Below are 7,065 nucleotides of genomic sequence, written 5' to 3'. Positions count from 1 at the left end.
CCCGCGTGGTGCCGTAGGAGGCCTTTCAGCTCCTACCCCATCCGCCCGATCGCTTCGGCCGCCGTCGCTCCGCTCCTCCCCTTTGTGGGGAGGAGGCAGGAGGTGGGGGGGGTTCAGGATGAGGCGGTGCGGTGCCTTCTGCACTACCCCCACCCCGAACCCCTCCCCACAAGGGGGAGGGGAAATGCCAGGCTCATACCGAAGGAATCAACCGGACACCGCGTCAGGCCGGCCGCTCCGAAAAGATCGCCTTCTTGACGATGGCGTGGACGCCCCAGTTGCCGTCGACCACCTGGGTGATGCCGAAATCGACCGCGACCGACATCAGCGAGATCGCCTCGTCCTCGGTCAGACCCTTCGCCTGCATCAGGAACTGCCGCATCTTGCGGAAGGCGTCGCGCATGGCGAGGTCGATGGAGGATTTCTGGAAGATCGCGTTCTGCGCGTCGGCCCCGAGGTCCTTGAGGTAGTTCGGGTAGCTGAAGCCCGAGAGCACCCAATCCTCGCTGGTCTCGATCATCGGGAAGTCGAGGGCCTCCAGCGAGGTGCCGGCGAGATCCGCCTTCTTGTGCAGGATGAACTGGAAGGTGCCGGTGAGCGAGCACTCGATCGCCGTGCCGCAGAGTTCCGAATCGCCCTGGCTCGCGTGGGGGTCGCCCACCGAGAACAGGGCCCCGGGCACGGCGACGGGGTAGTACATCGTCGCGCCCTTGCCGATGCGCCAATTGTCGATGTTGCCGCCGGTGTAGCTCGGCGGGATCGAGTTCACCATCTCGGCCTCGGCCGGCGCCACGCCCATCGTGCCGAAATGCGGGCGGATCGGCACGCGGATGCCCTTGAGCACGTCGAAGCTGCGCTTCGTCCGGGTGTGATCGACGGGCAGGCCCGGATAGTCGATGGTCGGGTGGTCGCGGCCGTCCGGATCGGTCACCCCCGGCCAGGGAAAGCTGTAGACGGCCTTGGCCCAGTCGCGCTCGCCGGACGAATCGACCTCGTAGATGGTGACGACCTCGCGTTTCTTGCCCCCCAGCATGTCGTTGTAGTGGTAGCCCCACCACGCCGCCGCGTTGCTGCCGAAGGTCCGGCCCTTGAATTTCGGGTTGGCGCAAGCGCGCGGCGCCACGTCGAGGATGCGCACCTCCAGCACGTCGCCGGGCTCCGCCCCGCGGATCGCCACCGGGCCGGTGCAGATATGGACGCCGAGCCCGCCGCCGGGGCCGAGCTTCGAATCCTCCGGCCCGGCGCCGCGGCGCGCCACGCCCTTCTTCTCCTTGGTCCAGAGGAAGACGCTCTCGGCACCCGGATCCCCGGTCACCATGCGCTCGGCATCGTCGTTGGCGTGGTGGGTCAGGGTCTCGATGGTGACGAAATCGCCCGAGGCGATCTCGACCTGGGGTTTGAGGGATTTCGAGAAGTAGCCCCAGTGCACGGTCTCGGCGTTGGCCGGCAGGTGGTAGTGCGCCGTCTGCGTCAGCCGGCTCCCGCTGCTCTGCGCCAGGGCCGGGCTCACCAGGGAGAGCCCGCCCGCGGCGAGGGCGGCGGCCCCGCCGGTGGCGACGAAGCCGCTCTTCAGGAAGGCCCGGCGCTCCGGCTCCATGTCGCGCCGGTAGCGCAGCCGATGCTCGGCGAAGGCAGCACAGGTCGGGTCGTCACCAAGGCACATTGCGGACTCCACGGGCGTTCAGCGCGCGGAAACCGCATGCAAAATGACAGCCAAGCTTGAGCTCCGCCCCCTCGCTCGGTTCGGGGGCGGGCTTCGTCGCGTGATTGGCTACTCCGATAGCGGGCCCGCGCCCGGCTCGGCCTCCGGTGCCGCCCCTTGCACGGCTCCTTGCGTGACCCCGGCCTGCGCCTCCACCACCGCCGCGGCGGTGACGTTGACGATGCCGCGCGCCGTCACGGAGGGCGTGAGGATGTGCGCCGGCTTGGCCGGGCCGATCAGTAGAGGGCCGACCGGCAGGGCGTCGGCGAGCACCTTGGCGAACTGGAAGGCGATGTTGGCGGCATCCAGGTTCGGGAAGACCAGGATGTTGGCCGCACCCTTCCAGTTCGAGCCCGGCAGCACCCGGTCGCGCACGAGTTCGGACAGGGCCGAATCCGCCTGCATCTCGCCGTCGGCCTGAATGTGGGGCGCGCGGGCCTGGATCAGTTCGAGGGCGCGGCGCATCTTCTTCGCCGAGTCCGAGTCGGACTGCCCGAAATCGGAGTGGCTCAGCAGCGCGATCTTCGGGGTCAGGCCGAAGCGGCCGACATGGCCGGCGCAGGCGATCGCGACGTCGGCCACTTCCTCCGCACTGGGATTCTGCCGGACATGGGTGTCGGCCAGGAAGTAGGCGCCCTTCTTCGTGACGATGAGGCTCATCGCCGCGAAGTCGAGCAGTTCGGGTGAGAGCCCGATGATGTCCCGGATGACGCGCAGCCGCGTCTCGAACCGGCCTTCGAGGCCGCAGATCAGGGCGTCCGCCTCGCCGCGGCGCACGGCGAGCGCGCCGATCACCGTGCTGTTGGTGCGCACCAGCGTCCGGGCGAGATCCGGGGTGATGCCGCGGCGCCCGGCGATCTCCAGATAGGTCGAGACGTAGTCGCGGTAGCGCGGATCGTCTTCCGGATCGATCAGGTCGAAATGCTCGCCGTGCCGGAGGTCGAGGCCGAAGCGCTTGATGCGGGTCTCGATCACCCGCGGGCGGCCGACGAGGATCGGCCGGGCGACGCGGTCCTCGACCACCACCTGGGCGGCGCGCAGCACCCGCTCGTCCTCGCCCTCGGCGTAGATGACGCGCTTGGGGTTGTCCTTCGCCTTGGAGAAGAGCGGCTTCATGATGAAGCCGGAGCGGTGGACGAACCGGTCGAGCGATTCCGCGTAGGCGTCGATGTTCTCGACCGGCCGCCCGGCCACCCCCGAATCCATCGCCGCCTTGGCCACGGCGGGGGCGATGCGCAGGATCAGGCGCGGGTCGAACGGGCTCGGGATCAGCGAGTGGGGGCCGAAGGGCCGGGCCTCGCCGCCGTAGGCGCGGGCCACAACGTCGGACGGCGCCTCGCGGGCGAGCGCCGCGATCGCCTTCACGGCGGCCTTCTTCATCTCCTCGTTGATCGCGTGCGCGCCGACATCGAGGGCGCCGCGGAAGATGTAGGGGAAGCAGAGGACGTTGTTGACCTGATTGGGGAAGTCCGAGCGCCCGGTGCAGATCATCGCGTCGGGCCGGCGCTCCTGAGCGAGGTCCGGCATGATCTCGGGATAGGGGTTGGCGAGCGCCATGATGAGCGGCTTCTCGGCCATCTTCTCGAGATATTCGGGCTTGAGCACCCCGCCCGCGGAGAGGCCGATGAACACGTCGGCGCCGGGGATCACCTCGGCCAGGGTGCGCGCCTCCGTCTCCCGGGCGTAGACCTCCTTCCAGCGGTCCATCAGCTCGGACCGGCCCTTGAAGACCACGCCCTTGATGTCGGTGACGGTGATGTTCTCGCGCCGGGCGCCGAGGGAGACCAGCAGGTTGAGGCAGGCGAGCGCCGCCGCGCCGGCGCCCGAGGTGACGATCTTGGCGTCGGAGAGGTCCTTGCCGGCGAGTTCCAGCGCGTTGAGCACGGCCGCCGCGACGATGATCGCCGTGCCGTGCTGGTCGTCGTGGAAGACCGGGATGTTCATCCGCTCGCGGCAGCGCTCCTCGACCTCGAAGCACTCGGGCGCCTTGATGTCTTCGAGATTGATGCCGCCGAAGGTCGGCTCCAGCGAGCAGACCACGTCCACCAGCTTGTCGACCTCCTTCTCGTTCACCTCGATATCGAACACGTCGATCCCGGCGAACTTCTTGAACAGGACCGCCTTGCCCTCCATCACCGGCTTCGAGGCGAGCGGGCCGATATCGCCGAGGCCGAGAACCGCGGTGCCGTTCGAGAGAACCGCGACGAGGTTCTGGCGGATGGTGAGGGTGGCGGCCTCCTGCGGGTCGTCGTGGATCGCCATGCAGGCGGCGGCGACGCCGGGGGAATAGGCGAGGGCGAGGTCGCGCTGGTTGCCGAGGGGCTTGGTCGCCTGGATCTCGAGCTTTCCGGGTTTCGGCAGTCGATGGTAGACGAGCGCCCCGGACTTCAGATCCTCGGACATATTGTCGGCCATGGCGATGCCGTCCTCTTTCACGCGTTCTTGCGCGCCCGCACCCTCTTCTTCCGGGGGACGCTGTTGAGGCATCTGTTGCAACGGCTGAGGCGGGGGCGCAACCCGCACAACGAAACCCGGCTCCACCTCGAAACGCTGGCGCGGCGCTGGAATTTCTTAATCGGCGCCTACTCTTACGGCCGGCCGAAGGTGCGCTTTCCCGAATCCGGGCGGCGGCTGACGATCGGCCGGTATTGTTCCATCGCCGACCGGGTCGAGATTCTCCTCGGCGGCGATCACCGGCTCGATTGGGTCTCAACCTATCCGTTCGCGGCGATGACCGGGCTCTGGCCCGGAGCGGACGCGCCTCAGGACTACCACGTCTCGCGCGGCGACGTGACCATCGGCAACGACGTCTGGCTCGGATCGGGCTGCATGATCCTGTCGGGGGTCACCGTCGGCGACGGGGCGGTGGTCGCCGCCCACGCCGTCGTCACGCGGGACGTGCCGCCCTACGCGGTGGTCGCCGGCAACCCCGCCCGCCTCGTGCGCCGCCGCTTCGACGAGGCGACGACTGCGGCTCTGGTCGAGACGGCGTGGTGGGATTTTCCGCACGCGACGGTGATGCGGTGGATCCCGCTTCTACAGAGCGGCCGGGTGGAGGAACTGATCGCCGCGGCGAGGGCCGAGCGCGAAGTTGCGGGACCGCCGCGATTGCCGTAACCGGCCCGCTCGATCGCCAGGAAGCCACGATTCATGTCCGACACGCCCCCCGACCGCCTCTCGGTGAACCCGAACAGCCCCCACTATGATGAGGCGGTCCTCGCCCGCGGCGTCGGCATCCGCTTCAAGGGCGTCGAAAAGACCAATGTCGAGGAATACTGCGTCAGCGAGGGCTGGGTCCGCCTCTCCGCGGGCAAGGCGCTCGACCGGTCCGGCAACCCGATGACGGTGAAGCTCAAGGGCACGGTCGAGCCCTATTTCCGCGAGGAGCCGGTCTGAGCCGGAGCCAACGGGTGAGAGAGGGAAGCGGCGCATGATCCGAGGCTTGATCCGGGGGTCGGCCGTCGCCCTCCTTGTCGGCCTGGCGCCCTTTTCGGCGCTGGCCGAGGGGTTCGCCCTCCGCGATCTCACCGCGCTCGAACCCGCGGCGAAATCCGCCCTCGGCGGCCGCTTCGCCGCCCGAGCCGAGGCCGCCCGGCTGACGCTCCTCTGCGCCGCGTGCGAGGGCAGCCCGATGATCGACGTTCTGCTCGGCCGGCAGGCCGACGGCACGGAGGGGCGGGTGCGCTCGGGGGAGACGCCGATCGCCAGCCTGGAGGCGCTCTGTCGGCAACGCGATCCGGAATGCCGGCTCACCGGCCTGTCCGTGGCGCCGGCGGTCGGGTGGATCAGCCTCTACCGGATGGGCTCGATGTCGGGGGCGACGGCGATCGTCCTGCGCGACGGCGATCTCCTGACGATCCGCTCCCTGGCCGGCGATGCCGCCACGGCCTCGCGCAACGCCCGGACCCTCGTCCAGGCCCTCGTCCCCCGCATCGTCGGGCCTTAAGCCGGCGGCGACCGTCCGGGGTGATGCTCTCCGAACGAAAGAACCCCGCCGGGGCGGGGTTCGGGGAGCGTTCGAAGGCCGGAGCGGATCAGACCGCCATGCGGTCCTCGCCCTCGACCGGCTCGCGCAGCACGTAGCCGCGGCCCCACACGGTCTCGATGTAGTTCTTGCCCTCGGACGCGTTCGCCAGCTTCTTGCGCAGCTTGCAGATGAACACGTCGATGATCTTCAGTTCCGGCTCGTCCATGCCGCCGTAGAGATGGTTGAGGAACATCTCCTTGGTGAGCGTCGTGCCCTTCCGCAGCGAGAGGAGTTCCAGCATCTGGTACTCCTTGCCGGTGAGGTGCACCCGCGAGCCGGAGACCTCGACGGTCTTCTGGTCGAGGTTCACGATCAGGTCGCCGGTGGTGATGACCGACTGGGCATGGCCCTTCGAGCGGCGCACGATGGCGTGGATGCGCGCCACCAGCTCGTCCTTGTGGAACGGCTTGGTGAGGTAGTCGTCGGCGCCGAAGCCGAGGCCCTTCACCTTGTCCTCGATGCCGGCCATGCCCGACAGGATCAGGATCGGGGTCTTCACCTTGGCGACGCGCAGGCTGCGCAGCACCTCGTAGCCCGACATGTCGGGCAGGTTCAGATCCAGAAGGATGATGTCGTAATCGTAGAGCTTGCCGAGATCGACGCCCTCTTCGCCGAGGTCGGTCGTGTAGGTGTTGAAGTTCTCGGACTTGAGCATCAATTCGATGCTCTGCGCCGTCGCGCTGTCGTCCTCGATCAGAAGTACGCGCATCGTGATCCCCACCGGACAGGCCGTTTCGGGGCGCTTGAGACAAGCCGCCGCCGGTCGTCCGCCGACGGCCCCGGCGGACGCTCCCTCATTCCCACTTTCGAAACGCTATTCCTTAACCGTTAACAAAAGCCGAATCCCGCTTGCAAGCTCTGTCTCTTTCGAGTCCGGCACCGATTCTCACCATGGTTGGCGATCTGTTCTCCATCCGCAGGGGCTTTTCTCGGGCGGGAAATCAGCCTCGCCCGCTAACCCCTTCATATCCCTAGAGTTGGCGTTTCTGTTGCCGAAAGGAGACGACGATCGTTCGTCGCCTTTTCGATTCGTGCGGACCGGCGGCGACGGCGTCGGATCGGCGGGAAGACGCCTTGGCGAAGAGCCCCGCGGTGTTAAGACATCGGCCGGTTCGGTGACGGGACGCGGTTAACGGGGTCGAGGTCGCATGACGCAGGAGAGCGGCTCCGGGGGGCTGGCGGCGGCGCTCGCGGCGCTCTCGACCGTCGAGACGCTCGAAACCTTCGGCCGGGTGACGGCGATCCGCGGCCTCCTGGTCGAGGTGGCCGGGCCGGTCTCCGCCATGCGGCTCGGCGGCCGCATCGACGTGGTGGTGGAGGGCGGCGGCGGGGCCGA

General features: G+C 68.4%; 6 protein-coding genes and 1 pseudogene. 4 read left to right on the top strand and 3 right to left on the bottom strand.

Annotated elements, in window-relative coordinates:
- Positions 1–223: 223 nt before the first annotated feature.
- Together MFF42_RS20805 and MFF42_RS20800 are read right to left on the bottom strand one after the other, a co-directional pair.
- Positions 224–1,663 (bottom strand): acetamidase/formamidase family protein, encoded by a 1,440-nt coding sequence (locus MFF42_RS20805; protein ID WP_238257446.1) that lies wholly within the window; start codon positions 1,661–1,663, stop codon positions 224–226.
- A 108-nt stretch (positions 1,664–1,771) separates the two neighbouring features.
- Positions 1,772–4,117: an NADP-dependent malic enzyme gene (locus tag MFF42_RS20800; protein ID WP_238257445.1), complete on the bottom strand. Its 2,346-nt coding sequence runs from the start codon at positions 4,115–4,117 to the stop codon at positions 1,772–1,774.
- A gap of 75 nt (positions 4,118–4,192) precedes the next feature.
- Between MFF42_RS20800 and MFF42_RS20795 the strand changes: the two genes are divergently transcribed.
- From MFF42_RS20795 to MFF42_RS20785, 3 genes are read left to right on the top strand one after another with little or no spacing between them, the layout of a single operon-like run.
- Positions 4,193–4,819 carry a CatB-related O-acetyltransferase gene (locus MFF42_RS20795; RefSeq protein WP_238257444.1) on the top strand — a complete coding sequence of 209 codons (627 nt, stop codon included), beginning with the start codon at positions 4,193–4,195 and terminating at the stop codon, positions 4,817–4,819.
- Between the two features lie 33 nt (positions 4,820–4,852).
- Positions 4,853–5,098 (top strand): DUF3297 family protein, encoded by a 246-nt coding sequence (locus MFF42_RS20790; RefSeq protein WP_238257443.1) that lies wholly within the window; start codon positions 4,853–4,855, stop codon positions 5,096–5,098.
- A 34-nt stretch (positions 5,099–5,132) separates the two neighbouring features.
- The gene (locus MFF42_RS20785) at positions 5,133–5,648 is read left to right on the top strand and encodes a hypothetical protein (protein ID WP_238257442.1); all 516 of its coding nucleotides are present in this window, start codon (positions 5,133–5,135) and stop codon (positions 5,646–5,648) included.
- An 88-nt stretch (positions 5,649–5,736) separates the two neighbouring features.
- Here MFF42_RS20785 and ctrA read toward each other — a convergent pair whose 3' ends face one another.
- Positions 5,737–6,438: a response regulator transcription factor CtrA gene (gene ctrA, locus MFF42_RS20780; protein WP_012452681.1), complete on the bottom strand. Its 702-nt coding sequence runs from the start codon at positions 6,436–6,438 to the stop codon at positions 5,737–5,739.
- 439 nt (positions 6,439–6,877) lie between these two features.
- Between ctrA and fliI the strand changes: the two are divergent.
- Positions 6,878–7,065 (top strand): annotated as a pseudogene (gene fliI / locus MFF42_RS20775) (flagellum-specific ATP synthase FliI); the annotation flags it as partial.

The sequence above is a fragment of the Methylorubrum podarium genome (assembly GCF_022179745.1).
Taxonomy (GTDB): Bacteria; Pseudomonadota; Alphaproteobacteria; order Rhizobiales; family Beijerinckiaceae; genus Methylobacterium; species Methylobacterium podarium.
This window is presented reverse-complemented; position numbering and strand designations above follow the sequence as displayed.

Bases quoted from the DNA above. Each gene is read 5' to 3' on its own strand.
- MFF42_RS20805 (WP_238257446.1), bottom strand. From the start codon at position 1,663: ATGTGCCTTGGTGACGACCCGACCTGTGCTGCCTTCGCCGAGCATCGG.
- MFF42_RS20800 (WP_238257445.1), bottom strand. From the start codon at position 4,117: ATGGCCGACAATATGTCCGAGGATCTGAAGTCCGGGGCGCTCGTCTAC.
- MFF42_RS20790 (WP_238257443.1), top strand. From the start codon at position 4,853: ATGTCCGACACGCCCCCCGACCGCCTCTCGGTGAACCCGAACAGCCCC.
- MFF42_RS20785 (WP_238257442.1), top strand. From the start codon at position 5,133: ATGATCCGAGGCTTGATCCGGGGGTCGGCCGTCGCCCTCCTTGTCGGC.
- ctrA (WP_012452681.1), bottom strand. From the start codon at position 6,438: ATGCGCGTACTTCTGATCGAGGACGACAGCGCGACGGCGCAGAGCATC.